The sequence below is a fragment of the Roseovarius sp. genome, assembly GCF_040219995.1.
GTDB lineage: Bacteria > Pseudomonadota > Alphaproteobacteria > Rhodobacterales > Rhodobacteraceae > Roseovarius.
Genome location: NZ_JAVJUC010000014.1, coordinates 772,966 through 798,999, shown reverse-complemented (window position 1 = coordinate 798,999; position 26,034 = coordinate 772,966). Strand labels below are relative to the sequence as shown.

The following is a 26,034-nucleotide window of genomic DNA, read 5'->3' as shown; positions in this document are numbered from 1 at the left end:
GGAATGCGCATTGCACAGGATCTGGCCGCCGCCGTCGGGAATACCCCGCTACTCCGGCTGCGCCGCGCGAGTGAGGAAACCGGCTGCGAGATCTTCGGGAAATGCGAGTTTCTGAACCCCGGCCAATCGGTCAAGGATCGCGCCGCGCTTTACATCATCCGCGACGCCATCGCGCGCGGAGAGCTGGAGCCGGGCGGCACCATTGTCGAGGGCACGGCGGGCAATACTGGCATCGGGTTGGCCCTTGTGGGGGCATCGCTTGGCTTCAAGACGGTGATCGTCATTCCCGAAACGCAGAGCCAGGAAAAGAAGGACATGCTGCGTCTGGCGGGGGCGGACCTTGTGCAGGTGCCGGCCGCGCCCTATTCAAATCCGAACAATTTTGTCCGTTATTCCGAGAGGTTGGCTCAAGAACTTGCCAAAACCGAACCTCACGGCGCGATCTGGGCCAACCAGTTCGACAATGTTGCGAACCGTCAGGCGCATGTCGAAACCACCGGTCCCGAGATCTGGGAGCAGACCGCCGGAAAGGTTGACGGGTTCGTCTGTGCCGTGGGGTCGGGGGGCACGCTCGCGGGTGTCGGCATGGCATTGCAGCCCAAGGGCGTGAAGGTGGGCATAGCCGATCCGATGGGGGCCAAGCTCTATTCCTATTACACCAGTGGCGAATTGGAGAGCGAAGGCTCGTCCATCGCCGAAGGGATCGGTCAGGTGCGGATCACTGCCAATCTCGACGGGTTCACGCCTGATTTCGCCTGTCAGATCCCCGACGAGGAGGCGCTGCCCATCGTCTTTGATCTGCTGGAGCATGAGGGGCTGTGCATGGGCGCCTCGACCGGGGTCAACGTTGCCGGCGCGATGCGCATGGCGCGCGAGATGGGGCCGGGGCACACGATCGTCACGATCCTGTGCGACTACGGCACCCGCTATCAGTCCAAGCTCTTTAACCCGGAATTCCTGCGCGAAAAGGGTCTGCCGACGCCGAACTGGCTTGATCAGGCCCCGCGCTCCATCCCCGGAGTGTTTGCGGAGTGATACAGCTTCTGCGCCTTCTCTCGCTGGTTCTGGCCCTGGCCTTTGGCGGCATCGGGGCGGTGTCTTTCGTGCCGATGGCGCAGGCGCAACAATCGCTGAGCGGACCTGACTACGAGGCCTGGGAATCGCTGGCCGACCGTGTCGAGAATGCGCTGGAAAGCGGCCGGGTGGATACCAAGATCCTTGAGGATTTGCGTAGTCTGCTCGTCGATTTCCGACAGAAGTTCGTCGATGCACAAAGCGTCAACGCGACGCCGATAAAGACCGTGCGCGATCAGCTTGCTGCGCTTGGACCGGTGCCCGAGGATGGCAATGAACCAGACGAGGTGGCCGAGCAGCGCGAAGAACTGAACCGCCGCCTGACGCGGCTGGAGGCCCCGGTGCGCACGGCGGACCTTGCCCGCAGCCGCGCCGATGGCCTCATTCAAGGGATCGATCAGGTCATCCGTGACCGGCAAACCGCAGAGTTGCTGCGTCTGGGGCCGATGCCGGTCAATCCCCTGCACTGGCCGGAAGCCGTGCGCGCGGCCTATGGGCTGGCTGAATCGGTGCGCTCCGAGGTGATGCTCGAATGGAGGAGCCCGGTCGGGCGTTCGGTGCTGAATGACAGCCTGCCGGCGGTCGTGGCCTGGTTGCTGCTAGGGCTTATCCTGCTGGCGCGCGGGCGGCACTGGTCGAGCCGCCTGATGCGGCAATTGAGCCAGGAAGAGCCAAGCGCCGGTCGCTGGATCAGCACCTTTCTGATTTCGCTTGGTGAGTGGTTCCTGCCCTATGCCGGGGTCTATGCGCTGGTGCGCGCGGTGCAGGCCACGGGTCTGACCGGGACGTATTCCGATCTTTTGCTGTCCAACCTGCTGCCCGCCGCGTTCATCTTTCTTCTGGCACGCTGGCTGGCGCAGCGGGTTTTCCCAAGGCATGAGCCGCGCGGCCCGGTGCTCAATCTCGATGACCGCTGCCGCTATTCGGGCCGCCTTTATGGCGCGCTCATGGGGCTTGTGGTTGCGGCCTTCTATTTCATTCAAGCGGTTGCCGAGGGCGCAAGCTGGAGCGAAGAGGCCACCAATGTCGTGGTGTTCCCGGTGCTGGCGCTTACCGGGCTCTTGCTATGGCGATTGGCCAGCCTGCTGAACCTGCACAGCCGCGCGAGCGAAGGCGTTGCCGACGCTGAAGCCGGATTTCGGGACCGCATTGCGCGATTGCTGTCACGAGTTTTGACAGCGCTGGCGCTGCTGGCGCCGGTTCTGGCCGCCGTCGGATATGTGAAGGCCGCGCAGGCGATGATGTTGCCGGCCGCGCTGTCGCTCATGTTGCTGGCGTCGCTTCTGGTTCTGCAACGCCTGCTGACAGAGCTTTACGTGATGATCACCGGCAATCGCGAGAAGGCGCAGGAATCCCTTCTTCCGGTTCTTGCGGGCTTTGTCCTTGTGCTGCTGTCGCTGCCGGTTTTCGCCTTGATCTGGGGCGCGCGCCCGGCGCAGCTATTGGAGTTCTGGACGCGCTTTACCGAGGGGGTCAACCTTGGCGGCACGCAGATTTCGCCGGCGATCTTTCTGACCTTTGCGCTGGTCTTCACGCTTGGTTATCTGGCGACACGGCTGTTGCAGGGCGCGCTGAGGAACACGATCCTTCCGAAGACCAAGCTCGATACGGGCGGGCGCAATGCCATCGTGTCAGGCATTGGCTATGTCGGGATTTTCCTTGCCGCGCTGATCGCGATTACCAGTGCGGGCATTGATCTCAGTTCGCTCGCCATCGTTGCCGGCGCGCTCTCGGTCGGGATCGGTTTCGGCCTGCAGAACATCGTGTCGAATTTCGTCTCGGGCATCATCCTTCTGATCGAGCGGCCGATCTCCGAAGGCGACTGGATCGAGGTTGGCGGGCAGCACGGCTATGTGAAGTCGATCTCGGTCCGCTCGACCCGGATCGAGACATTCGACCGCACTGACGTGATCGTGCCAAATGCCGATTTCGTCAGCGGCACGGTGACCAACTACACGCGCGGCAACACGGTTGGCCGGGTGATCGTGCCGGTGGGGGTGGCCTATGGCACCGACACGCGCAAGGTCGAGAAGATCCTGCAGGAGGTCGCCGAGGATCATCCGATGGTGCTGATGAATCCGCCACCCAACGTTGTTTTTCGCGGCTTTGGGGCCAGTTCGCTCGATTTCGAAATCCGTGCGATCCTGCGTGACGTGAACTGGGTGATGACGGTGCATTCCGACATGAACCACGAGATCGCCCGCCGCTTTGTCGAGGAGGGCATCGAGATCCCGTTTCCGCAACAGGATCTGTGGTTCCGCAATGCCATGCCCGCTGCCATGGCCGGAGAGCCGGGCGCGCCGGCTACCCCGGCTGCGCAAGCAGCCCCCACAAGCGCTGCCCCGGTGCAGAAGACAGAGGCCGATTTCGATAGTGATGCGGCAGGTGGCGAGGGCGATGGGCGGTGACCGAGCGGCTCTTTCTTGACGATCCTTATCTGGCCGAGGCCGACGCGCGTGTCGTGGCGCATACGCCCGAAGGGGGTGTGGTGCTTGACCGGACGCTCTTTTACCCCACGGGCGGCGGCCAGCCGGGCGATAGCGGGCGGCTCGATTGGGGGCAGGGACGTGTGACCGTGGCCACCTCGGTCAAGGGCGAGGGAGCACAGATCGCGCTTGTGCCTGCCGAGCCGCAGGTCTTGCCGCCGGTCGGCACGGACCTGCGCCAATATCTCGACTGGGAGCGGCGGCACCGTCACATGCGGATGCACACAGCGCTGCATCTTCTGTCGGTGGTCATTCCGCTGCCAGTCACCGGCGGGGCGATCGGCGAGACGCGGTCGCGGCTCGATTTCGACATGGCCGAGGCCCCTGAGGATCGCGACACGCTGGAAGAGTATCTCAATCTGCTGGTGGACCGTGATCTGGCGGTGACTGAGGACTGGATCACCGATGCCGATCTCGACGCCAATCCGGGGCTGGTCAAGACCATGTCGGTGCGTCCGCCCAAGGGGGCGGGTCAGGTTCGGCTTATCCGGATCGGGCAGGGCGAGCGCGAGGTCGATCTGCAACCCTGTGGCGGCACCCATGTGGCGCGCACCGGCGAGATCGGGGCGCTGCGCCTGGGGAAGATCGAGAAGAAGGGCCGCCAGAACCGCCGGGTCTATTTGCATCTGGACGGGTAGTGGCGTGGTGCGGCCTCTTTTAGGAGGGGCCGGGAATGGCGTTGAGCGGACATCCGATTAAAGCACCTGCGCGAAACGCGGCCGAAGGCCGCCGCGCATCGCCGGGCCGCCCCCCGGCACGGCGATTTGGCTGCAACCTGCTCTGCGCACTGATGTTTTTCGGATTTGGCTGATATAAAGTGCCAGGAACCTATCGTTGGATCGCCGTACCGCGGCCCGTCGATGCGCGGCTCACGGCAATGGCAGCTCAAACCCCTGAACCCCGGCGTCTTGCAACGACAGACGCGCTCAGCCGGTCCGCCGCCTCTGGGCCTTGGGGAGTGCGATGTCGAGATCGGAGTCGGTTTCCGGCAAACCTTCGCGCGACAGGAGCACCGCCACGGCGCGCAGCCCCGGCACGTGACTGCATACGATCATCAGGGCGACCATGATCGGCACCGCCAGAAACATCCCCGGTATTCCCCAGACGGCCGCCCAGAAGGCGAGGCTGATGATGATGCCAAAGGACGACACCCGCAGCGCGCGGCCCATCAGCATCGGGTCGATGATATTGCCAAAGAAGAACTGGATCGCGCCGACCAGAAGGAAGATCGCCAGCGTCAGTGTGCCATCGGCCAGTTGCACGAAGGCCACCAGCGCCACCAAGACCGTCGCCACGATGGAGCCGATCGAGGGGATGTAATTCAGCACGAAGGTCAGAATCCCGAGGGCCGCCGCTAGATCAAGCTCGAAGAACCGCGCGATGCCGTAGACCAGCAGCCCGGTTACCCCGCTCACCAGCGTCTTGACCAGCAGGTAATAGTTCACACGGTGGATGATCGAGCCGATGATGCGGCTCACTTTCTCGGCCTGCACGGCGTCGCCGAACAGGCTCTCGAGCTTGGTGCCGAACCAGACCCGCTCGGCAAAGAGAAAGCCCACGAAGAGAATGACCAGCACCGTGCCCTGCATCAGGCCGCCCGCCTGTCCCGCGATGGTGCGCAGGTAACCCGCCACGTCGAGCGTCGCGACCGAGTTGAACACCGCCTCTTCGGCATCGGGCCCGAGCCATTTGAACATCGCCGAAATCGCCTGCGGCGCGCGGTCGGTATAGGCCAGCGTGGTCGAAAGCACGGTGTTGGCCTGTGACAATATGATTGCCGTCAGGCTGAGCAGGGCGGTCGAGATCATCAGCAGGGCCACGATGCTGGCCAGCCAGTTGGGCACCCGCACCGGCCCGACCCGCATCCGCGCAATGGAATTGATCGCATCCGAGGTCAGGCTGAAGAGGATGATCGCGGTGGCCAGCGAGATCAGCAGGAACCGCGCCTGCACGAGCAGGAACAGCACCACCGCAAAGGCGATGATGATCTGCGCCACGGTGCGAATGCGCTGCAATTCGGAGGCGGGCGGGTGGTCGGTGCGAGGTGTCGGGCTTTGGGCTGTCACTTGGGGCTCGTCGCTGTCATCTTTGCGTATTGGACGGATTATTCAGCCTGAGTATCAGGAAATTGCGGGAAAGATACAATCATCACCGCATCGCGAAAGAGAGCCTCTTGCAAATCCCCCGGTCCTGCGTCTAGAAACCGCGCAACGGAGAGGTGGCCGAGTGGTCGAAGGCGCACGCCTGGAAAGTGTGTAGGCGGGAAACCGTCTCGAGGGTTCGAATCCCTCTCTCTCCGCCACGCAGCCTCAAAGCGAGCTCGCCCAATAGAGTGGGTTCAGTGCGGATCTCGGTGCTTGCGCGATTTTGGCGGTGTTTGGGCCGCTTGATTCGTGGCCTCATTGGTGGGCGCGTCATGAGCATCATGAAACAAGGTCGGCTCAGCCATCACCTTCACGGCAGGAACCGCGCACATACCGGGCCCATGCGGGCAATATTTCGGTCCAGAGCCAGGAAAACCGGTGGCCTTCGCTATTCGCGGAAAGCCTTGGTCAGGTAATCGGTGAAGGGTTTGACCAGATAGGCGATCGGGGTGCGGTCGGCTGTGCGGATGAAGGTCTCGACCGGCATGCCGGGGATCAGGGTCACGTCCGGTGGCAGGCGGTCGGTCTCGCCCGGCTCGAGCACCACCTCGGCGCGGTAATAGCTGGCGCGCGTCGCCTCGTCCTCGAAGGCGTCGGCGGAGACCTGGGTGACATGACCGCTCAATTCCGGTGTGGTGCGCTGATCAAGGGCTGAAAAGCGCAGCGTCACCTCCTGACCGACATGCAGCTTGTCGACATGGATCGCCTCGACCCGGGCATTGATCACCAGCGGGCGATCCTGCGGAATGAGAAACAGCACCGGATCGGCGGGACGGATGACCGAACGCAGGGCAAACACCTGAAGGTTATAAACGATGCCGGGCACGGGCGCGGTGATCTCAAGCCGGGACATCCGCTCTTTGAGGGCACGGCGCTGTTCGCGCAGCTCCAACTCGCGGAATTGCAGGTCGCGCAGGGTGGTGATCGCCTCTTCGCGGCGGTCGGTGCCCAATTGCAGGATCTCGATCTCGATCTCGGTGATGCGTCCTTCGGCCTGTGCGCGCTGTGCCGCCAGTTCGCCCATGCGGCCGCTGAGGCGGGCCTCTTCGCGTTGCAGGCTGAGCACGCGCGCCGCCTGGGCAAGGCCCCGGTCCAGCAGCGATTGCTGGCTTACGAGTTCCTCCGCGATCAGGTCGAGCTGCTTTGAGAGCGCGGTGCTTTGCGCATCGATGCCGCTGATCTGGTCGCGGGTCTGATCGCGGCGCTTGTGCAATTGCGCGATGCGCTGTTCGGCGGTTTCGGCGCGGGCCATCAGCAATGTGGTCTGGCCCTGCATAAGGGCCGCGGCATCGGGCATGTCGGCGACCATCTGCACCAGAAGCGGGTCGAAATCGAGTTCCTTGCGCTGATCACGCTCTGCCTCGAGACGGGCGCGGCGGGCCATCAGTTCGACCAGCTGGTTCTCGGTGATCATCAGTTGCGATTGCAAGTCGGTCGGGTCGAGCCGCAAGAGCACGTCCCCGGCGGACACGCGGTCGCCTTCCTTGACGTTGATCTCGGCGACGACGCCGCCATCGGGGTGCTGCACGACCTGCCGGTTCTGATCGACTTCGATGCGCCCCGGCGCGATGATCGCGCCCGAGATCGTGGTCGTCACCGCCCAGGTGCCAAAGCCGCCCAGCAGCAGGACGAGCCCCAGAAGCCCCACCAGCATCGGGCCGCGCACCGTCGAGACCGTGCCTGTCGTCCTGTCGCTCATCGCACGCCTCCGGCGGTCTGGGCCTCGGCCAGTTGCTGGTGGTTCTGCACCACGTCCTGGAGCACCTTGTCCCGCTGGCCAAAGGCGCGGGTGGCCCCGTGTTCGAGCATCAGCAGCATGTCGCATTCCTTGATCACGGCGGGGCGGTGCGCGATCACGATCACCGCCTTGTCCTCGGATTTGAAACGGCGGATCGCGGAATTGACGGCCTCGCTGCCGGCATTGTCGAGATTGGCATTGGGCTCGTCCAGAATAAGCACGACCGGATCGCCATACATCGCGCGCGCCAGCCCGATGCGCTGGATCTGCCCGCCCGAGAGGCGCCCGCCGCTGGCGGTCACGCGGGTCTCGTAGCCGTCGGGCAGTTTGAGGATCATCTCATGCGCGTCGGCACGTTTGGCGGCCTCGACGATGGCGCGGGCATCGGGCTCTGGCGCGAGCCGGGAAATGTTCTCGGCGATGGTGCCGTCGAAAAGCTGCACCTTTTGCGGCAGGTAGCCGATCAACTGCCCCAAGACGCCGGGACTGTACTGGTCAAGTGCTGCGCCATCGAGCCGCACCTTGCCCTGTGCGGGACGCCAGACCCCGGTGAGCGCCCGGGCGAGGGTGGATTTTCCGGCCCCCGAGGGCCCGATCACACCAAGCGCCTGGCCGGGGGTGATGGCGAAACTGACATTCTTGAGCGCGGCCTGGCTGTCGCCCGGGGGCACGATGACCAGCTTTTCGACCGCAAGCCGCGCCTTGGGCCGGGGCAGGGCCGTGCGCGGCTGCTCTGGCGGAACCTCGCCCAGCAGGCTGGCGATATTGTCCCAGCCGCGCTTGGCGCGCTGCACCGCGCCCCATTGGCCGATCACCTGTTCCAGCGGGGCGAGCGCACGGCCCAGCAAGATCGAGCCTGCGATCATCGCGCCGGGGGTCAGTTCGTTGCGCAGCACCAGCAGCGCGCCAAGGCCGAGCATCGCCGATTGCAGAAGCAGGCGAATGGCCTTGCTGGCGCTGGTGAAACTGCCGCCGAGATCGGCGGCGTGAAGGTGATCGCGCAGCGCGCTCTCGCGGCTTTTCTGCCAGCGGTCAAAGGCCGCGTCGCGCATACCGAGGGCCTGCACCATTTCCGCATCGTTGCGCAATTGGTCCGAGACGGTATCGGCCTGCACCCCGGCCATGCCCGCTCGCCCCGAGGGGCGGCGCGTCACGATCTGGTTGATCAGCGTGACCGTTACCAGAATCGCCCCGCCGATCAGTGCAAGGCTGCCGAGCCAGGGGTGAAACACCCAGATCGCCGCGATGAACAGCGGGGTCCAGGGCAGGTCGAACAGCGCCAGCAGCACCGGCGATGTCATCAGTCGCTGCACCGATTCCAGATCGCGCAGCCCGGTGGCGGTGCTTTCATCCGGCTTTACCGCCGATTTTCGGATCACGGCGTCGAAGACCCGCCTATCGAGTGTTGCCTGAAACCGCGCGCCGACGCGCCCCATGATGCGCCCGCGCGCGAAATCCAGCAACGCCATCATCGTGTAGAGAAACAGCACCAGCACCGACAGCGCGACCAGCGTTTCCACCGAGCGGCTGCTGAGCACCCGGTCATAGACCTGCAGCATGTAGATCGGCCCGGTCAGCATCAGCAGGTTGGCAAACACGCTGAATACGCCCACCACCCAATAGAGCGCGCGGCTTTGTTTGCGGGCGGCGCGCAACTCCTCGCGTCCTGCTTGCTGCATCTTCTCGTGCGGTGTCATGGCGATCCTTGTGTTTCGGTATCGGGCGCGGATCGGCCCGGGGCTGCGCCGAGTGGCCAATGTGGCGGCGTATAGGTTTGTAAGGTGACCGTTTTGTAACAGTTTTTGCAAGTGGCAAGAAACTTGGCTGCCGCGTCCCGGTTCATGCGTTCGTTACAGATTCCTCAAACAGCCGTCACAAACAGGCTCTATCGCTGCGGCCTATCTTCTTCAAAAATCCAGGGTGGGATCTTTATGGCCTATACGCTTCAGCTGCTGCATGCGAACGATCTCGAAGGCGGCGTCGCCGCGCTTGATAACGCACCGAATTTTGCCGCGATCGTCGATACGCTCGAAGACACGTTCGAGAATACGATCCTTTTGTCGGCGGGCGACAACTATATCCCCGGTCCGTTCTTTTCGACGGCGGCCGACTTTTCGATGGGTGGCACGCTGACTGCGGCCTATGAACGATTCTTCACCGAGTTGCTCGGGGCCGATCTTGAGGCAGAAGGCATTGAGCTGGATCTCGGGCGCGGTGGCGGTCGTATCGACATCACCATCATGAACATCCTCGAATTCGATGCCTCGGCTGTCGGCAACCACGAATTCGACCCCGGCACGAGCGCGTTTTCCGAGATCATCGGCCGCGAGATTTCCCTGACCGAGGATGGCGCACTGATCGAGTGGCTGGGCGCGACCTTCCCTTATCTGACGAGCAATATCGACTTTTCCGGCGACGGTAACCTGTCGGGTCTGGCGAGCGAGGACCTGCTGCGCCTTGACGAACTCACCGAAGGTGCGACCGGTGACATCCTCGCCGATCTGGCGGCGCTGGCGGACACCCCTTCGATTGCACCGGCCACCATCATCGAGGAAAACGGCGAGTTGATCGGCATCGTGGGGGCCACAACGCAGATCATCGAGACGATCTCTTCCACCGGCGGCACCGACGAGATCACCGGCGGCGCGAACGACATGGCGGCCCTTGCCGCCGTGATCCAGCCGCAGATCGACGCGATGGTCGCGGCGGGGGCCAACAAGATCATCCTGACGTCGCATCTCCAGCAGATCGCGCTGGAAAAGGAACTGGCCGGGTTGCTCAATGGTGTGGACATCATCATCGCCGGTGGCTCGAACACGCTTCAGGCCGACGCGCAGGACCGCTTGCGCGATGGAGACGAGGCCGCCGAGGGCTATCCGTTCCTGACCACAGATGCGGGTGGCAATGACGTGGCCATCGTCTCGACCGATGGAGAGTACAGCTATCTGGGCCGCCTCGTGGTGGAGTTCGATGAAGACGGCAACCTGATCGCCGAATCGATTGACCAGAACGTCTCGGGCACCTTCGCCACCGACGAGCAGGGCGTGCTGGACGTGACCGGTGCCACGACGCTGGACGAGGCGATCAACGGCTCGCTCAAGGCCGATATCGTCGAAGATCTGACCAGTGCCGTGCAAACCATCGTGGATGCCGCCGATGCAATCGCCTTTGGCAATCACGACGTGTTCCTTGACGGGCGCCGCGAAACCGTGCGTACCGAGGAAAGCAATCTTGGCAACCTGACGGCGGATGCCAATCTCGATGCTGCGCGCGGTGCCGATGCGGCGGTTATGGTGTCGTTCAAGAACGGTGGCGGTATCCGCGCTGAAATCGGTTCGGCCACCAATGAGGGCACCGATGAGGGTGACGGTATCCTGTCGCAACTCGACGTGCAGAATTCGCTGCGTTTCAACAACGGTCTGGTGACCGCCTCGGTCAGCAAGGAAGGCTTCCTCATGCTGCTTGAGCATGGTGTGGCCGATACCGACACCGAGGCCGGCAACACGCCGGGCCGCTTCTTTCAGATCGGCGGCTTCCGCGTCACCTTTGACGAGGCAGGCACCGCGCAGGAACTGGTGACCGACGAGAGCGGCGATTACGTGGTCGATCCGGCCACCGACATGCCCGAAGTCGCGGTTGCGGGTGACCGGATCAAGACTGTCGCACTGATCGATCCCGAGACCGGCGAGGATATGGTGATCTTCCGCGATGGTGCATTCACCGCCGATGCGCCCGACACGATCAACATGGTGACGCTCGACTTCCTGTTGCTCAATAACGGCGATGGGTATCCGTTCCAGGAGTTGGTCTCCAACGTGCAGTTCCTGACACCCGAGGGCGGCCTGACCGCTGATCCCGAGGTCGACCGCCTTGGCGAGCAGACGGCGCTTGCAGACTTCATGCAGGAGAATTTCCCGGACGAGGACAATGCCTTCACTCAGGCGGAGACCGACGTCACCAACGATCTGCGCATCGTGCAACTGGCGCGCAACGGGGGCGAGGACCGCATCCTTCTGGATGAGAACCAGCCCAAGCTGGAGGCGAGCATCGCCGCCGAACTGCTCAGCGGTGAAACCGAGTTGTTCACCGGCGGGGCCGAGGTGGTCTCGGTCGATGGGGACCGCACCTATGTCACCAATGGCGCGCAGGATCGCATCGACGTGTTCAGCACCGCCACCGGCGAAAAGCTGGCGGAGTTCGACCTGAGCGTTGTCGAAGGCTTTGACGGGGTGCAGTCGGTCGCGGCCAAGGACGGTGTTGTCGCCGCCGCGATCTCGGTCACGCCCGAGGATCAGAACGGCATTGTGGCAATCTTCGACAGCGAGGGCACGCTGCTCAACACGGTCGAGGTCGGCAATCTGCCCGACATGCTGACCTTTACCCCCGATGGCAACAAGATCCTTGTCGCCAACGAAGGTGAACCGGTGGACGGCACCGATCCGCTCGGGTCTGTGTCGATCATCGACCTTACCGGTGGGGTCGAGGAGGCTACCGCCCTGACCCTGGACTTCACCGCGTTTGACGGGCAGGAAGACGCCCTGTCCGAGGCTGGTGTTCTGCTGCAGCCGGGCAATTCCGTCTCCGAGGATCTGGAGCCGGAATACATCACCGTGCTGCCGGATGGTGAAACCGCTTGGGTCGCGCTGCAAGAGGCCAATGCCTACGCGGTCATCGATCTGACCACGAACGAGATCACGGATATCCGCAGCTTCGGGCTGATCGACCGGTCGCTGCCGGGCAACGAACTTGACGCCTCGAACCGCGATGATGCGATCAACCTGCAGAACTACGACAACCTCTTCGGCATGCGTCAGCCCGATGCGATCACCTCGATCGAGATCGGCGGCGAGACCTTTATCCTTACCGCCAATGAGGGTGACGCGCGCGATGACACGGAAGCGCGGGTCAAGGATCTGACCCTTGATCCCACTGCCTTCCCGAATGCCGAAATCCTGCAGCTGGATGAGAATCTTGGTCGGCTCAACGTGCGTTCGGATATCGGCGATACCGACGGCGACGGTGATTTCGACCGGCTCTACCACTACGGGTCGCGCTCGTTCACGATCTACAACGCGGCGGGGGACGTGGTCTTTGACAGCGGCTCGCAGTTCTCGAAATTGATCGCTGAAATCCGCCCCGACCTGTTCAATCAGGACGAGGGCGACATTGACGACCGCTCGGACGACAAGGGTGTCGAGCCCGAGGCGATTGCGGCAGGCGAGGTCGACGGGCGCTACTATGCCTTCGTCGGGCTGGAGCGTGACAACGGGATCATGGTGTTCGACATCACCGATCCGTCCGCGCCGGTCTTTGATCAGTATATCGACAGCGAGGCCAACGGGAATATCAGCCCCGAGACCATCCAGTTCATCCCCGCAAGCGAGAGCGCGACCGGTGAAGCGCAGATCGCCGTGGCCTACGAGGGTGACGGAAATACGGTCATCTACGACTTCGCGGGCACCCCGGACGTGCAGCCGGGCGCGATTGAGGAGACGTTCGACCTCGACCCCGAGACGCCTGAGACCATTTCTGGAACCCTTGCGGAACTGGCAGGCGATACGTTCAGCGGTCTGAACGAGGATGACCGGATCGTGATCGAAGGCAACTTCCTGGGTGATTTCGAATTCAACCCGGAAACCGGCGAGGTCACGATCGGCGAAACCAGCTTTAACGTCGGGGCGGGTCTGTCCGACGCGGTGTTGATGGCGGTCGGGCTTGGCGGTCGCGGGGTTCTTCCGCAGATTTCCGAGGACGATCTTGGGACGGCCCCGATCGCACGCACCCTTGCGCTGCCCGAAGAGCGCGAGAGCCCGGAGACGGTTCTGCAGTTCGTGACCGAGGAGCAGGATCTGGCCGAGGGCGCGCGGGTCGCGGACGGGGATATCAACGGTATCGCCTTTGAGGATTTCCTCACCGGGACCGGGCAGTCGGATATCGTCATCAATCTCGATACCGGCAAGATCGGCGCGGACTTCGACAACATCCTTGGCATCTACGAAGTGGATGCCAGCGGGGCGGTTTCGGATGCGCAGATCATCTTCGACAGCACGCTCGACCCGTCTGCCTCCAGCTTCACGCTGGAGAATGCGGAGATCGCGGCAGGCTCCAAGCTTGGGTTCTTCATGATCCAGGACGGGGCGTCGCGGTTTGCGGATCTGTCGATCGAAGACACGCTGGTCTTTGTCGACAGCACCGACGGCTCGCCAGCCGATGTCGATGACGGCGGTTTCGTGTTGCAGGTCAATGGCGCGGCACTCGATGGGGCGACGATCTTCCACAGCCTCGACGCGGGGCTGAACCCCGATGGGGCGCAGCACGTGCTCTCCGGTGCGCTCGACGCGAACTCTCTCCAGCTTGGCTTCGAGGACCTAATCGGTGGCGACAACGACTTCCAGGATGTGGTGCTGAACGTGCAGCACGACTACCTGCTGCCGGTCTGACCGTGACGGCATGCCCCCGCTTCCAGGGCGGGGGCATGCGCCGCCCACCTCCGCGATTAAATCTCCCCTGCGTGACAGCCCAGCTTGCACCCATGGGATGCCATGACATCGTGCCCGATGGCCGCACCGCAACCGGGCGAGCGGCGTTGAGCCAGCAAGTCAGCCCGTCGAGATCACGACAAGCACATGTGATCTTGCGAATACCGGCCCGTCGAAAAGCAGACGGTGCCGACTACAAGGAGCTCTTATCCGCATGAGTGAAGTCGTAATATCGCTTACCACGATCCCGAGCAGGGCGGGTCATCTCGCCGAGTTTCTGGATTGTATCAACCATCAGACGATCTTGCCGTCGAGGATCGAGCTTAATCTTCCTGCGGAATACCACAAGAGAAGCCTGGGCAAGGTCGACAGGTCACTGATACCCAGTGACTTCGATGTATATGAGTGCGAGGATTTCGGGCCCGCCACGAAAGTATTGCCGACGCTGAAGAGATATGCCGACAGCGATGTGCGTATCATCTATTGCGACGATGACAGGGTCTACGACAAGAATTGGGTCCACAATCTCGTAACAGCGTCGGGGCGCACCCCCGATCGCGCGATTTGCGATGAGTGTGTGTCGATCAACTCGATACTGTATCGGTATCACTATCCCCGCAAGGACTTGCGCTACAAGGTCAAGAAGGCCCTGTCGCTCGGCAAGTTCCGGCCCTACCATACCGACAAGTGGCAGGAGGCCGACATCGCTCAGGGTTTTGGCGGGGTGTTGGTCCGGCCGTCATTCTTCACCGACATGGTATTTTCCATTCCCGCCGTTCTCTGGTCGGTTGATGATATCTGGCTATCGGGCAACCTGGCGTCAAACGGAACGGGTATTCGCTGGAGTGGACGGAGGCGGGAAGAGAAATCCGTCCCGATCTTCGTGGACGGACAGGATCTCGGGCGGCTACCGGAGTCTCTCAACCTGTCCGAATGTGATGGTTTTGGACGGCTTTCGGCGGATTACTACGGGGTGCGTTATTTCCAGGAGAATTTCGGTATCTGGAAGGGCAAGACCCGCAGCTTGAAACATCCGGGTTTCAACACCTTCCACATGCTGGCGCGTGAAGCTAACGCCGAAACGCGCGCGGGGTAAGGGGGTGGCGGGCCGGACTGTCCGCGCTGTCGCCCGGCAAGTGGCGGCAGGTTCGCCTATGCCAGCAGATCGGCCAGCAGCGGATTGGGAAAGCGCCGCTCCAGCGTCACCGCAAGGAAAGTCTCAGTGATCCCGTCGAGGCGTGCGGCCTCGGTCAGGCGTCCGCTGCCCAGCTCGTCGCGCACGACGATGGGCGGGATTACGGCGAGCCCCGCATCCTCGCGCACCAGCAGGCGCAGCATCGCCATGTCATCGGCCTCTGCGGCGATTTGCGGGCTGATCCCGAGCCGCGCGATGAGCGCGTCAAAGCCTGCGCGCAACGCCGTTTCTGGCGTGGGCAGGATGAGCGGCATGTCTGACAGCAGGGCGGGCAAGGGGCGTGGTGTCGGGCCAAGCCGTTCGGGTGTGCCGATCAGGCTGACCGGCTGTTCGTCGATCCGCTGGATCAGGTAGCGGCTGGCGGCATCCCGTGCAGGGGCGAGATTGGTCAGCACCACGTCGAGCGCCATCGCCTCGAGCCCGCGCAGCAATTCGGGCTGAGAGCCCGAGCGCAGCACAACCTCGACATCGCGCCGCCCGATCAGCGGGCGCAGGAACTGCATCTGGAAATTGCGCGACAGCGTGGCGAGTGCGCCCACGCGCAAGGCACGACGACCGCCGCCGCGCTCGCGCAGGGTGGCGCTCAGATCCTCGGCGGTGCGGAAAATCGATTCGGCATGGTCGAGCGCGATGCGCCCGGCCTCGGTCAGGATCAGACGGCGGCCACGCCGTTCGAAGAGGTCCTGCCCAAGCGCGGCCTCCAACGCCTTGATTTGCGTGGACAATGCTGATTGCGACAGGTTGAGCGCGCGGGCCGCGCCGGTCAGTGTGCCGTCATGGGCGACGGCACGAAAGAGGCGGAGGTGATGCAGGTTCAGATATGCCATAGTTCTATTATATAGAATGAATACGGATATAATATGTAATTTTTTAAACTGAGTGCTGAGGGTATCTCCTGTCGAAACCGGATTCGAAGGAGATATATCATGCCCCTGCTGTCGTCGCTTCTGCTGCTGCCACCCGTTCTGTTGCTCGGCGTGGCCGTTCACACGCTCCTACAGCCCGTGCGCCGTCCGCGCCTGCCGGAAGGAGCGGCGCTGGCGGTGCTGGCGATCATGGGCGCGGCGCTGGTGCATTTGCTGGTGGCGGGCCCGGGCACGCTGGTGCTTGGGTCCGAGGCGGCGGGGCTGTCGCTGCGGCTTGACGCGGTCAGCGTGACGATGGGGCTGCTGGTCAGTTTCGTGGGCTGGATCGTGATGCGCTATGCCCGCAGCTATCTTGATGGCGAGCCGCGCGAGGCGCCGTTTCACGCGCTGATGCTGGCCACTTTGGCGGCGGTGCTGATGGTGGTGCTGTCGGGCGGGCTGGTGCTGATGATCCTCGCCTTCGGCGCGGTCGGGATGGGGCTGCGGCACCTGCTGCTGTTCTATCCTGAGCGGCCCGAGGCGCGGCGCGCGGCGGCCAAGTTCACGCTGGTCTGGGGCGCGGGCGATCTGGCGCTGATCGGGGCGGCAGGCCTCTTTTGGCTGGCCTTCGGCACGCTCGATCTGGGCGGCATCGGTACGGCGGCGCAATCCGGCCTGCCGCTGGCGGGGCAGGGGGCAGTGGGGCTGCTGGTCATCGCGGCGGCGCTCAAGACCGCGGCCTTCCCGCTGCATGGCTGGCTGACCGAGGTGATGGAGGCCCCGACGCCGGTTTCGGCGCTGCTGCATGCCGGGATCATCAATTCCGGCGGGCTGATCCTGATCCGGCTGGCCGAGGCAGTGCAGGCCAGCCCCGGCGCGATGGCAGCATTGGTGATGCTGGGCGGGCTAACGGCGATCTTCGGCGCGGTGGTGATGCTGACGCAAAGCGCGATCAAGACCGCGCTGGCGTGGTCGACGGTGGCGCAGATGGGCTTTTTGCTGCTGCAATGCGGGCTGGGCCTATGGCCGCTGGCGCTGCTGCATATCGTGGCGCATTCGCTCTACAAGGCGCATGGGTTCCTGGCCTCGGGCGGGGCGGTGCGCGCGGTGGCCGAGATCCGGCGGCCCGGCCCGGTGGCGGTGCCCGACCTCAAGGCGGTGGCGCGCGCCTTTGCCCTGGCACTCTTGCTCTATGGCGCGGTGGCGGTGGGCTTTGCCTTGCTGATCGGGCCGAAATCGGCACAAGCGCTGGCGCTTGGCACGATCCTGATCTTCGGGGTGGCCTATCTGGTGGCGCAGGGCCTTGCCGACGCAGCACCGGCAGAGTTGACCAAGCGCACGGCGCTGGCCTCGGTGGCCGCAACGCTGGCCTATTTCATCTTCCAGATCATCGCGGGCGCGCTCTGGGGCGCGAACCTGCCCGCGCCGCCGGTGCCCGGTGCGCTGGAATGGGCGCTGATCGTGCTGGCGCTGATGTCCTTCGGCCTTGTCGCGGTGGCGCAGGCTCTCTTTCCGCTCTGGGCGCATCACCCGGCGAGTGCCGGATGGCGCGTGCACCTGGCCAATGGCCTCTACCTCAACACGCTGCTGGATCGCCTGATCGGCGGGCTGCGCGTCACACATCCCTCCAACCGGACCTGAGAAGGAGCACGAGCCATGTTTCTCAAGCACACCGAAATCGCACCGGATCGCATTGCGGACCTGCTGAGCGCGGCGGAGGGGGCGGCGCGTGCCCTGCCGCCCGCCTTTCCGCTGGAAGCGACCGTCGCGGTCAATCCCTTCCTTGGTCAGACAGGTGAGGATCTGGCCACCGCCTCGGCCCGGCTGGCGCGGGTGGGTGGCGTGCGCCTGACGCGGGCGCGCGCCGACTATGCCGCCATGCTGGCGCGCGGCGAGATGGGTGAGGACGATCTGGCCGCCGCGCTTTACGCCAGCCAATCGCCGGTCAAGCCGGTCGATCTGGCCTATCTCAAGGCGCGGATCACCGGCCCGAGCGCGGAGCCGCAGGCGCTGCCGACCGTGGCCGATCTGGCCGCGCAAGCGGATGGCACCGACTGGCCCGCGATCTTCGGGCGCAGTTTCGGCCTCTGGGCCGGGGGGCATTTCGACCGGGGGCAGGCGCTCTGGACGCCTGCGCCGGGGCGCGGGGCCTTTGCCGCCTGGCGCGAATGGGCGATGCATGATCTGACGCCGGAAATCGCCGGGCTGTCGGGCTTTTGCGCGCATGTGACCGAGGCGCCCGACACCGCCGACCGCGCCATCCTGCGCGCCTGCGAGCGGTTGGGGATCAGTGAGGCGGCGGCGGAAACGGCGTTTCACCGGCTCTACATGGATATGGCCGGATGGGCGCAGCATGCCCGGTGGCTCTTGTGGCAGGCCGAGGCGGCGGGGCAGAGCGATCACACGCTGACCGATCTGCTGGCGATCCGGCTGATCTGGGAAGAGGCGATTTTTGCGCAGGTGTCGGGCGTGGCCGGGCCCTGGGCCGAGACGGTGGCGGCGCATGAAGCACCGCTCGCGCCCTCACCCGATCAGGTGATCGACAGCATTTTGCAGGATGCCGCCGAGCGCGCCTATCAGCGGCGGCTGGCGGCGGATCTGCGGGTGCCCGCGCCGATGGCGGCACGGCCCGTGCTGCAGGCGGCGTTCTGTATCGACGTGCGCTCCGAGGTGTTCCGCCGCGCGCTCGAAAGTCTCGATCCGGGGGTAGAGACCATCGGCTTTGCCGGGTTCTTCGGCCTGCCGGTGGCGCATTGCGCGCATGGCTCGGACGTGATTGAGGCGCATCTGCCGGTGCTGTTGCAGCCCGCGATGAGCGCCACGAGCCACGCCGCGCCCGAGGTCGAGCAGGCGACCCGTATCAGCGCCCGCGCGACCCGCGCCTGGGGCCGGTTCCGGCAGGCGGCGGTGTCGTCTTTTGCCTTTGTCGAGGCGGCGGGGCCGTTCTACGGGGCGAAGCTGGTCAAGGATGCGCTTGGGTTGAAAGGGGCGAGCCCAGCCGAGGGGCCCGCACCCCGGCTCGACCCGGCGCTTGATGCCGAGGCAAAGGCCGAGACGGCGGCCAAGGTGCTGCGCGCCATGGGCCTTGCCAAGGGGCATGCGCGGCTGGTGCTGCTGTTGGGCCACGGTGCGAAGGTGACGAATAATCCGCATGAGAGCGCCTATCATTGCGGCGCTTGCGGCGGGCATACTGGCGAGGTCTCGGCGCGGCTGCTGGCGCAGTTGCTGAACGATCCCGAGACCCGGACGGGCCTGCCCGCGCAGGGCATAGACCTGCCGCAGGACACGCATTTCATGGCCGGGCTGCATGACACCACGCGCGACGAGGTGGCGCTTTACCCCGACAGCGCCGCGCCGGAGCATGCCGAGGACATCAAGAAGGCCGGTGCTTGGCTGGCCCGCGCCGGGGCGCTGGCGCGGGGCGAGCGTGCGCTCAGCCTGCCGGGTGCCGTCGCGCGGACCGTGGCGGCGCGGTCCTCGGACTGGGCGGAACTGCGCCCGGAATGGGGACTGGCGGGTTGTGCCTCGTTCATCGCGGCACCGCGCGCGGTGACCTCGGGGGTCGATTTGGCGGGGCGCACATTCCTGCACAGCTATGACTGGCGGGCGGATGAGGGGTTTGCCACGCTGGAGCTGATCCTGACCGCGCCGGTTGTCGTGGCAAGCTGGATCAGCCTGCAATATTACGGGTCGAGCGTCGCCCTGGCGCAGTTTGGCGGAGGCAACAAGCTGATCCATAACGTCACTGGCGGGATCGGCGTGGTGCAGGGCAATGGCGGGCTGTTGCGCCCCGGTCTGCCTTGGCAGGCGGTGCATGATGGTGCGACGCTGCGGCACGAGCCGCTGCGGCTGACGGTGCTGATCGAGGCCCCGAAAGAGGCGATCAGGGATGTCTTGCGGCGGCATGACGGGGTGCGCGCTCTGTTCGATAATGGCTGGCTGCATCTGCTGGCGCTGGAGGACGGGCAGGTTGCCGGGCGCTATCTGCCCGGGCTGAAATGGGAGGTGCTGCCCGACTGACCGCCGATTGAAATCCAGCACTGTCGGTCCATCTGTCCTGCCTGACGATGGACAGAGCAGGGGGACCGGCGGTGCAGGAGGCGACGCGCGCAAGCGGCTTGGAGATCATGCGGGGTTTTGCCCCGCGCATGGGGCGGCGCTATGCCAAGGGGCGCAATTTCGACCGGGGCGCGGGGGCGCATAATGACGTCTCGATGCTCTCTCCCTATCTGCGCCGGCGGCTGGTGCTGGAGCAAGAGGCGGTGGCGACGGCGTTTGGCGCGCATGGCCATGCGGGGGCCGAGAAGTTCATTCAGGAGGTCATCTGGCGCGGCTATTTCAAGGGCTGGCTGGAGCATCGCCCCGGCATCTGGCAGAGCTATCGCGACGGGCTTTGCCGTGATCTGGAGCGGATGGACGACGACCGCCGCCTGCGCCGCGAGGTTGCCTCAGCCGAGGCCGGAGAGACCGGGCTTGCCTGTTTTGACGCCTGGGCGCAGGAACTGGTGGAGACCGGGTATCTGCACAATCACGCCCGCATGTGGTTCGCCTCGATCTGGATCTTCACCTTCGGCTTGCCATGGCGGGTAGGCGCGGATTTCTTTTTGCGGCATCTGCTGGACGGCGATCCGGCCTCCAACACGCTTGGCTGGCGGTGGGTGGCCGGGCTGCACACGCGGGGCAAGCCTTACGTGGCGCGGGTTGGAAATATCGAAACCTATACCGGCGGACGGTTCGCGCCGCGCCCGATTGAACTGGCGCAGGATGTGACCGGGCTGGAGGGCGAGGAGCCCGAGGGGTTGCCGCCGGTGCTGCCCTTGCGGGTGCCGCGTGCGCCCTTTCCGGGGCTGCCCTCGGTTCTCTTGCTGACCGAGGAGGACTGTTGCCCGGAGGGTTTTGCGCCCGATGCGCTTGATCTGCGCGGGGTGGCGACGCTTGCGGGCAGTCACCTGCGCTCGGTGCGCCCTGTGGCTGAGCATGTGGCGCGGTTCGAGACGAAGGCGTTGGCGGATACGGTTTCGCGGGGCGGGTGGCAGGCCGAGGCGATGCGTGCGGGCGTGCCGGGGGATCTTGCGGCATGGGCCGAACGGTGCGGGGCGCGGCAGATCGTGACGCCCTATGTGCCGGTCGGTCCCTTGCGCGACTGGCTGGATGAGGCGCAGGCCACGCTGGAGGCGCGCGGGATTGTGCTGGCGGAATGGCAACGCGATTGGGATCGGGCGATCTGGCCGCATGCGACGGCGGGGTTCTTCAAGGTCAAGAAACGGATTCCGAGTATCTTGTTGGAGGTTGGCCTTTTGTGAGGGGGTGGATTATGGCCTGAAGCTGCCGTTGCCGTAGGCCGCGCGAAACGCACCGAAGGTGCCGCGCGATCGCCGGGCCGTCCCGCGGCCTGGCGATTTGAGGGGTGGCGCAACGTGTTGAGTTTAGAATGATTTGGCTGGGATAAAGTGCCCGCCACGACCGCTGCATCGCCAGTCCCCGGCCCTGCGATCACGCGGCACCTTCTGTCGGAGTGCTATGTCCGCTCAAGGCCCCTGCCAGCCTCCTTCCTCGATACGGCTCCTATCCCGGTGGCCCCGCGAGCGAGTCGCGCCAGGTCACATGCGCGTCGAGTTCCTGTGACGTGACGGCCCCGTGTTCTTCGATCATGCGGATCAAGAGCCGCGCCGCCGCAGATCCCATCGCGCGATGCGGCACATGCACCGTCGTCAGGGCCGGATCGACCACCGAGGCAATGTCAATATCGTCAAAGCCGGTGATCGAAACATCCCGCGGCACCGAGAGGCCGAGCATGCGCGCGCGTTTTACCGCGCCCACCGCCAGCACGTCATTGCCGCACATCACCACCGTGGGGCGGAGGTGGGCCTGCATCAGTGTCTCGAAGGCGACGCCACCGGTTTCGATGCCGTAGTCGGTCTCGATCACCGGCAACCCCGCGACCGATAGCCCGCGCGCGGTGATGGCGTCGCGGATGCCATCGACGCGGGCGCGGGCGCGGTCGTTATCGGCCAGCGGTGCCGTGATCACCGTTATGGTGCGATGGCCCAGATCCAGAGTTTTTTCCGCAAGCGCCCGCATCGCGCGGCGATTGTCGAAGCCGACCGAGACGCCAGCCTGCGCCGGATCATAGGCCCATGTGACCAGCACCGGCAGGCCGCGTTGCTGCAGGAACTCGGTCACCTGCGGCGCGCGGTCGTGGCCGATCAGCAGGAGCCCGTCGGCACCGCGCGCGACCAGCGAGCGAATCTGTTCCTCCTCGATGTCCTGTCGGTAGGACGAGGAGGCGACGAGCAACTGATAGCCAAGCGTCCGCAATTCTTCCTGAAAGGCCTGAAGCCCGCGTGCGAAAATCGCGTTCTCCATCGTCGGGATGACCGCGCCTATGGTGCGCGTGCGCCGCGACGCCATGGCGCGCGCCCCGAAATTCGGCGCGTAGCCGAGCCTGCCCACGGCCTCCATCACGCGCAGGCGGGTGCTTTCGGAGACCTTGTCGGGCGTGTTGAGACAGCGCGAAACCGTCGCGGTCGAGACCTGTGCTGCGCGCGCGACATCCTCGAGCGTCGGGGCAGGGTGGGGATTGGTGATCGTGGTCATCTTCGGATTTTCCAAATCCCTCATGCGCGATTTCTGAACAAGCAGCCTTTAGCGCCCGATCACGGGAAACTCAAATGAAAGCGCTTGCAATATCGTAATGCAAGCGCTTACATCAAGGCAAGAACCGATTCCGTCCGGGAGGAACATCCATGGCGCTCGTGCTTGCGATCCTGAGTTTTGCCGCCTTTACCGCGAATGTCGCGCTTGGCGCATCGGGCGTGGCCGTGCCGCTGAGCGATGTCGGAGAGATGCTGGTTCTGCTGGCCGCGTCGACGTTTTTCGTCGTGGCGATCCTGAAAAAAGAAGCCGACAGGCGGAACAGGTCAGACGGCTGATCGTCGAAATGGGAGGAGATGATCTTGGATATTGAACGCAAGGAACTCGAGTCGGCCGCGCGCCGGAATTTCCTGAAGCTGGCAAGCACCGGCAGCTTTACCGCAGCCCTCGTGGCCGGTGCGGGGGGCATGCTCTGGTCGACCGAGGCCGTGGCACAGACCGCCAAGGAGGAAAGCGAGCGCGAGCGCGCCGCTGACCACATCATGACGCTGGCGACCGAATATGTGATCGGCACGTCGCGCGCCTATCCGATGATGCAGCTTGATGTGAAGGAGAACCTTCAGAACGCCTCGAACGGCAAGATCTACGTCAAGCTGGCCCCCGGTGGACAGCTTGGCGTCGGTTCGGCGCTGGCGCAGAAGGTACAGGGGGCGACGGTCAATGCCGGTCAGTTCTCGCTGTCGAATTTCGCGCCCTTCGCGCCGGCGGTGGACCTGATCAATATGCCCTATTTCTGCGGCGCCAATCAGCGGTTCGTGAACCTGGTGACCTCGGATATCTGGAAGAAGGAGGTCAACGCGCTGGTCGAGGAGCGCGGCTTCAAGCCGATGTTCTATTTCTGCATCGACCCGCGCGTGATGGCGGTGCGCAAGGGCGGCGGCGGTGCGATCATGACGCCCGGCGACCTTCAGGGCATCAAGTTCCGCGTGCCCGGCTCCAAGATGCTGCAGCAATTCTACCGCATGGGCGGGGCCAACCCGACACCGGTGGCCTGGGGCGAGACGCCTTCGGCCATCAAGCAGGGCGTGGCCGATGCGCTCGACCCGGCGGTGGGCGCGCTTTATGCCTTCGGGTTCAAAGACATTCTCAGCCACGTGACCTTTACCCAGGCGGTGCCCGACAGCCAAGCATATGCCTGCAATCTGGAATGGTTCAACGGCTTGCCCGGCGACGTGCAGGAAGCGATCGAATGGGCCTCAGAGATGAGTTTCCAGCAGAACCTCGCCAAGGTGCCCTCGGCGCGGACCTATGCGATGGCCGAAATGCGCAAGTCGGGCGTGGAGTTCCATTCGCTGAGCGACGACCAACTGGCCGAGTGGCAGGACACGGTGGGCTATCAGCGTTCCGAATGGGACGGCTACAAGACCGAACTCGCGGGCTCGATGGAGGTGTTCGACAAGCTGGTCGAAGCTGCTGGTACGCAGAGCCGCTACTACGTTCACGACGCCTGAGCCCTGCGGGGCGCGCGGTTGCGCGCCTCGAACGCCCGATGTACGTGCCCCCGCGCGCCGGCAATGTCGCGCGGGCGGGTCCTGACTGACCACGCCCGAGGAGAACCCCCATGTCCATCCTGCGCCGCCTGGACCGCGACGCCGAACGCTGGCTGCTTCTGGTCTTTTACGTCATGCTGGTCGTGACCATGGCGGTCGAGGTGATCCGGCGTGAAGTCTTCTCCTACTCCTCGGTCTGGGGCGAGGAGATCGTGCGCTATTCCTTCATCTATCTCGCCTGGATCGGGGCCGCTGCGGCGGTCAAGGAACGCGCACATATCCGCATCGACGTGGTGATGCATTACCTCGGGCCACGGCTCAAGGCGCTGCTTTATATCTTCGGCGATCTGGTGATGGTCGCGGTGGCGATGGTCGCGCTTTACTGGTCGTGGGAGGCGGTGCTGGTCTCGGCCAAATTCGGCTCGGTCAGCGCCGGGCTGAGGGTTTCGATGGTGTGGTTCATCATGGCGGTGCCCGTCGGCTTTTCGCTCATGCTGTTTCGTCTCGTGCAATCGCTGTTTCGGGATTTCAGATCGCTTCGGGACGGCACGCCCGTCTTCGAGGGCGACAAACTCTTTGATTGAGGGTGCGCGATGCTTTGGGGTGCGATGGAACAAACCGTGGAGCTGGGGTGGGATTTCTACCTCCCGGTAATTCTTTTTGTCGGTCTGATCGCGCTCGCCGTGCCGGTCTGGGCCGCCATCGGATCGGCGGCGATCATCATGCTGGTGATGTCGGGCGATCTGCCGCTCAGCCTTGTGGGCGAGAGCCTGTTCACTGGCATCGACGCCTTTGCGCTGACCGCCGTGCCGCTCTTCATCCTGACCGGCGACGTGCTGGTGCGCACCGGGCTGAGCCGCAAATTCCTCGACGTGGCCGAGGCGCTCACCTGCTTTGCCAAGGGGGGCTTCGGCTCGGCCACGGTGCTGGTCTGCGGGATGTTCGCCGCGATTTCCGGTTCGGACGCGGCGGGGGCGGCGGCGGTCGGGCGGATGACCATCGAACGTCTGGTTGAATCGGGTTATCCGCGCCCCTATGCCTGCGCGCTGGTGGCGGCAGGGGCCTGCACCGGCATCCTTATCCCGCCCTCGATCGCTTATATCATCATCGGCCTCGTGCTGGGCATTTCGGCCTCGACCCTCTTCATGGCGGCGCTCATTCCCGGGCTTGCGATCCTCGTGTCGATCCTGGTGACCAATATCATCGTCAACCGGATCTACGATTACGAGGGTGGCGGCAAGCTGTCCTTTGGCGAGTGGCTGGGCAATCTGGGGCGCGCGCTCGGCTCGGGCTGGTATGCGTTCATCGTGCCGGGAATCATCTTTTACGGCATCTTTTCCGGGCGGCTCACGCCAACCGAGGCCGGGGCGACGGCAGTGGTGGTGACGATCCTCATGGGGTTCATCCTGCGCACGCTGAGCCTTGCGGATTTTCCGGCGATGCTGGTGAGTTCGGCCAAGGTGAACGGGGTGATCCTGCCGATCATCGCCTTTTCGGCCCCGCTGGCCGAGGCGCTGGCGATCATGGGTGTGCCGCAGGGGTTTGTCACCGCCGTCACCGGCCTGACCGATGAGCCCTGGCTGCTGATTCTCTTGATGATCGGCATCCTGATCGCGGCGGGCTGTGTGATGGAGACGACGCCCAATATCGTGATCCTCGCGCCGATCCTGAAGCCGCTCGCCGACAATATCGGCATGAACGAGATCCAGTTCTGCATCATGATGATCACGGCGCTTGGCGTGGGGTTCATCACGCCGCCGCTTGGTCTCAATCTCTTCGTCGTTTCGGGCATCACCGGCGAGTCGATCCTGCGGATCGCATGGCGCGCGGTGCCCTTCGTGTTGGGCATGTTCGTGGTGGTCTTGCTGATCGCCTATGTGCCCGCCGTCTCAACCACGCTTTTGCCTGACATCTACAAATAGGACCTCT

17 protein-coding genes and 1 tRNA gene are annotated in these 26,034 nt (G+C 64.4%); 13 read left to right on the top strand and 5 right to left on the bottom strand.

Annotation, left to right across the window (positions count from 1 at the left end; genetic code table 11):
* Positions 1-3 precede the first annotated feature (3 nt).
* The 3 genes from RID11_RS08085 to RID11_RS08075 are packed head-to-tail and all read left to right on the top strand — an operon-like array spanning position 4 to position 4,198.
* Positions 4-1,035 carry a cysteine synthase A gene (locus RID11_RS08085; RefSeq protein WP_350137401.1) on the top strand — a complete coding sequence of 344 codons (1,032 nt, stop codon included), beginning with the start codon at positions 4-6 and terminating at the stop codon, positions 1,033-1,035.
* On the top strand, positions 1,032-3,482 hold the full coding sequence (locus RID11_RS08080) for a DUF3772 domain-containing protein (RefSeq protein ID WP_350137398.1): 2,451 nt from the start codon (positions 1,032-1,034) through the stop codon (positions 3,480-3,482). Before RID11_RS08085 ends, RID11_RS08080 begins: the two co-directional genes overlap by 4 nt.
* A complete protein-coding gene (locus RID11_RS08075; protein ID WP_350137396.1) occupies positions 3,479-4,198 on the top strand; it encodes an alanyl-tRNA editing protein in 720 nt (239 codons plus the stop codon). The genes RID11_RS08080 and RID11_RS08075 overlap by 4 nt, the downstream gene beginning before the upstream one ends.
* 288 nt (positions 4,199-4,486) lie before the next feature.
* Here RID11_RS08075 and RID11_RS08070 read toward each other — a convergent pair whose 3' ends face one another.
* Entirely contained in the window at positions 4,487-5,557 is a 1,071-nt protein-coding gene (locus RID11_RS08070; protein ID WP_479604838.1) for an AI-2E family transporter, read from the bottom strand.
* A 215-nt stretch (positions 5,558-5,772) separates the two neighbouring features.
* On the opposite strand from RID11_RS08070, the gene RID11_RS08065 reads away from it, so the two are divergent.
* A tRNA-Ser gene (locus RID11_RS08065) sits at positions 5,773-5,862 on the top strand.
* A gap of 230 nt (positions 5,863-6,092) precedes the next feature.
* Here RID11_RS08065 and RID11_RS08060 read toward each other — a convergent pair.
* Positions 6,093-7,403, bottom strand: a complete 1,311-nt coding sequence (locus RID11_RS08060) for an HlyD family type I secretion periplasmic adaptor subunit (protein ID WP_350137391.1) — start codon at positions 7,401-7,403, stop codon at positions 6,093-6,095.
* On the bottom strand, positions 7,400-9,139 hold the full coding sequence (locus RID11_RS08055; RefSeq protein ID WP_350137388.1) for a type I secretion system permease/ATPase: 1,740 nt from the start codon (positions 9,137-9,139) through the stop codon (positions 7,400-7,402). The genes RID11_RS08060 and RID11_RS08055 overlap by 4 nt, the downstream gene beginning before the upstream one ends.
* A gap of 234 nt (positions 9,140-9,373) precedes the next feature.
* Here RID11_RS08055 and RID11_RS08050 point away from each other — a divergent pair, with 234 nt between their 5' ends.
* Positions 9,374-13,882: a choice-of-anchor I family protein gene (locus RID11_RS08050; protein WP_350137385.1), complete on the top strand. Its 4,509-nt coding sequence runs from the start codon at positions 9,374-9,376 to the stop codon at positions 13,880-13,882.
* A gap of 253 nt (positions 13,883-14,135) precedes the next feature.
* The gene (locus tag RID11_RS08045; protein ID WP_350137382.1) at positions 14,136-15,017 is read left to right on the top strand and encodes a hypothetical protein; all 882 of its coding nucleotides are present in this window, start codon (positions 14,136-14,138) and stop codon (positions 15,015-15,017) included.
* Positions 15,018-15,073: 56 nt separating this feature from the next.
* On the opposite strand, the gene RID11_RS08040 is transcribed toward RID11_RS08045, so the two are convergent.
* Positions 15,074-15,943, bottom strand: coding sequence for a LysR family transcriptional regulator (locus RID11_RS08040; protein WP_350137379.1), 870 nt, complete (start codon positions 15,941-15,943; stop codon positions 15,074-15,076).
* A gap of 99 nt (positions 15,944-16,042) precedes the next feature.
* On the opposite strand from RID11_RS08040, the gene RID11_RS08035 reads away from it, so the two are divergent.
* Genes RID11_RS08035 through RID11_RS08025 form a run of 3 tightly spaced genes read left to right on the top strand, consistent with a single transcriptional unit; the run spans position 16,043 to position 21,264 of the window.
* Entirely contained in the window at positions 16,043-17,602 is a 1,560-nt protein-coding gene (locus RID11_RS08035) for a proton-conducting transporter transmembrane domain-containing protein (RefSeq protein ID WP_350137377.1), read from the top strand.
* Between the two features lie 15 nt (positions 17,603-17,617).
* Positions 17,618-19,981 (top strand): YbcC family protein, encoded by a 2,364-nt coding sequence (locus RID11_RS08030; protein WP_350137375.1) that lies wholly within the window; start codon positions 17,618-17,620, stop codon positions 19,979-19,981.
* Between the two features lie 47 nt (positions 19,982-20,028).
* Entirely contained in the window at positions 20,029-21,264 is a 1,236-nt protein-coding gene (locus tag RID11_RS08025) for an FAD-binding domain-containing protein (protein ID WP_350137373.1), read from the top strand.
* 262 nt (positions 21,265-21,526) lie between these two features.
* On the opposite strand, the gene RID11_RS08020 is transcribed toward RID11_RS08025, so the two are convergent.
* Entirely contained in the window at positions 21,527-22,582 is a 1,056-nt protein-coding gene (locus RID11_RS08020; RefSeq protein WP_350137370.1) for a LacI family DNA-binding transcriptional regulator, read from the bottom strand.
* 125 nt (positions 22,583-22,707) lie between these two features.
* Between RID11_RS08020 and RID11_RS08015 the strand changes: the two genes are divergently transcribed.
* The 4 genes from RID11_RS08015 (at position 22,708) to RID11_RS08000 (ending at position 26,027) form a co-directional block, all read left to right on the top strand.
* Positions 22,708-22,893, top strand: a complete 186-nt coding sequence (locus RID11_RS08015; protein WP_350137368.1) for a hypothetical protein — start codon at positions 22,708-22,710, stop codon at positions 22,891-22,893.
* Between the two features lie 24 nt (positions 22,894-22,917).
* Positions 22,918-24,066 carry a TRAP transporter substrate-binding protein gene (locus tag RID11_RS08010; RefSeq protein ID WP_350137367.1) on the top strand — a complete coding sequence of 383 codons (1,149 nt, stop codon included), beginning with the start codon at positions 22,918-22,920 and terminating at the stop codon, positions 24,064-24,066.
* A 110-nt stretch (positions 24,067-24,176) separates the two neighbouring features.
* Positions 24,177-24,689, top strand: a complete 513-nt coding sequence (locus RID11_RS08005; RefSeq protein WP_350137365.1) for a TRAP transporter small permease — start codon at positions 24,177-24,179, stop codon at positions 24,687-24,689.
* Between the two features lie 9 nt (positions 24,690-24,698).
* Positions 24,699-26,027, top strand: a complete 1,329-nt coding sequence (locus RID11_RS08000) for a TRAP transporter large permease (RefSeq protein WP_350137363.1) — start codon at positions 24,699-24,701, stop codon at positions 26,025-26,027.
* Positions 26,028-26,034: the final 7 nt, after the last annotated feature.

What these genes read in the sequence shown, in the direction of transcription:
- RID11_RS08005 (WP_350137365.1), top strand. Translation starts at nt 24,177, where the DNA reads ATGTCCATCCTGCGCCGCCTGGACCGCGACGCCGAACGCTGGCTGCTT.
- RID11_RS08040 (WP_350137379.1), bottom strand. Translation starts at nt 15,943, where the DNA reads ATGGCATATCTGAACCTGCATCACCTCCGCCTCTTTCGTGCCGTCGCC.
- RID11_RS08035 (WP_350137377.1), top strand. Translation starts at nt 16,043, where the DNA reads ATGCCCCTGCTGTCGTCGCTTCTGCTGCTGCCACCCGTTCTGTTGCTC.
- RID11_RS08020 (WP_350137370.1), bottom strand. Translation starts at nt 22,582, where the DNA reads ATGAGGGATTTGGAAAATCCGAAGATGACCACGATCACCAATCCCCAC.
- RID11_RS08050 (WP_350137385.1), top strand. Translation starts at nt 9,374, where the DNA reads ATGGCCTATACGCTTCAGCTGCTGCATGCGAACGATCTCGAAGGCGGC.
- RID11_RS08025 (WP_350137373.1), top strand. Translation starts at nt 20,029, where the DNA reads ATGGACAGAGCAGGGGGACCGGCGGTGCAGGAGGCGACGCGCGCAAGC.
- RID11_RS08045 (WP_350137382.1), top strand. Translation starts at nt 14,136, where the DNA reads ATGAGTGAAGTCGTAATATCGCTTACCACGATCCCGAGCAGGGCGGGT.
- RID11_RS08000 (WP_350137363.1), top strand. Translation starts at nt 24,699, where the DNA reads ATGCTTTGGGGTGCGATGGAACAAACCGTGGAGCTGGGGTGGGATTTC.
- RID11_RS08015 (WP_350137368.1), top strand. Translation starts at nt 22,708, where the DNA reads ATGGCGCTCGTGCTTGCGATCCTGAGTTTTGCCGCCTTTACCGCGAAT.
- RID11_RS08055 (WP_350137388.1), bottom strand. Translation starts at nt 9,139, where the DNA reads ATGACACCGCACGAGAAGATGCAGCAAGCAGGACGCGAGGAGTTGCGC.
- RID11_RS08085 (WP_350137401.1), top strand. Translation starts at nt 4, where the DNA reads ATGCGCATTGCACAGGATCTGGCCGCCGCCGTCGGGAATACCCCGCTA.
- RID11_RS08030 (WP_350137375.1), top strand. Translation starts at nt 17,618, where the DNA reads ATGTTTCTCAAGCACACCGAAATCGCACCGGATCGCATTGCGGACCTG.
- RID11_RS08060 (WP_350137391.1), bottom strand. Translation starts at nt 7,403, where the DNA reads ATGAGCGACAGGACGACAGGCACGGTCTCGACGGTGCGCGGCCCGATG.